1 protein-coding gene is annotated in these 1,580 nt (G+C 39.5%); it reads left to right on the forward strand.

Annotation, left to right across the window (positions count from 1 at the left end):
• On the forward strand, positions 1-1,207 hold a 1,207-nt coding region (locus V4762_RS09930), incomplete at its 5' end, for a DUF3373 family protein (protein ID WP_347315619.1).
• Positions 1,208-1,580 lie beyond the last annotated feature (373 nt).

Below are 1,580 nucleotides of genomic sequence, written 5' to 3' on the forward strand. Positions count from 1 at the left end.
TTTCACAGGAGATGCAAGATTTAGACTTGGCAGCGAAAAGACAACTTTTTATGCATTGCAAGGTAGTGGAGTGGCCAATGTTGTGTCGCCAAACTATTATGAAGGCACAACAGCAGGCGGCATAGTAGGCAATCTTTCTTATCCAAATGGTGGCGCTAACCTTACAGCAGCACCAGCAGATGCAAAGAACGATACCTTTATGCGTTACAGAATTAGATTAAACGTTGCAGCACCAGTTGCTGACAACATCAGCTTCAATGCAAGGCTTACAATGGAGAAAAATGCTGGCGTAAATAGCAATGGCAGCATGAACAGCAGCCCATTGTATGCGTCTACTACTGGTTATAACGATGACAACAACACTTTATATGTAGAGAGATCTTACATCACATGGACTCTTAACCCATATCCTGTAACATTCGTCCTCGGCAGACTGCCTACTATGGATGCAGGGGCATATTACAGCAACCTGTTTATGGACACAGGCACAGAAGGCGGCTTGGTGGTATTCGATCTTAGCAATATGCTTCCATCCACCTCAGTTTCTGCTGCATGGGTAAAGCTCTTTGACGCAGGCTCTATTACCTCTTCGCAAGAAGCAAATGGTTACAAGGACAAAGATGTATTTGTATTGAACCTCAAGACAAAGCTCTTTAACACCTTTGGCTTAGAGGCAGACTACGGCTATGCAGACAAACTAACATATTTTGGTGCACCTGCCACAAATGGCGCTCTAACAGGACCAAACGGCATCTATGGCAAGTATGATTGGTGGGCAGTAATAGGTAATTGGAATATCTACAACGTAGATATGTGGGCAGGCTACAATGGCACATCTACCGATATGCCATCAGCTACTTCAACTGGTCCAAATCTTAACGCCACAAGCACCGTAAACGGCGGGGCATTCAGAGTAGGAGCTACCATTCCTCTACCAGTCGGCGCACTTACAGGCGACTTCTGGTTTGGCAACAACAAGTGGTTTAACCCATTCATACTTAACACAATGGGCACCACAGAATATAAGGACTACTACAACGTATACTACACACTCCCAGTCGCAAAGAACGCATCCTTGACACTTAACTATGACTACTGGAAGGGCAAGCAGCCTTATAACACCACTGGCGGCTATTACTATACCTTTAACCCAGATCAGATTGACAAGGATCAAAGATACTACATACAGATGGACGTAAAGTTCTAAAAAGCTTTTTTTAGCCCCCGAGAAATCGGGGGCTTTTTATTTTTTGCGCAAATAAAATTTATATATTTTTCTTATGCTCTCATATATAAATTTTATTTTATAAAAAAATTTGTATGAATACTGGGATGTCAGACACATTATTATTTTGATATTTTTTAATAAAACATACCTCATATAAAGCCATAAAAAACATATATAAACTTATTTTTTGTATTTTATTTATTTTACTGAGTCTAAAAATGCATTATGCTTCCGACAAAATAAATTGTATTTCATACAATTTATTTTTGACAAACCTATATAATTGTTATAATATCTTTCTGGTCTTAGGGAAACATTAAAGAGTAAACCTTGACAACTAAATAATGCAGTA

It is taken from the genome of Thermodesulfobium sp. 4217-1 (genome assembly GCF_039822205.1).
Classification (GTDB): Bacteria; Thermodesulfobiota; Thermodesulfobiia; order Thermodesulfobiales; family Thermodesulfobiaceae; genus Thermodesulfobium.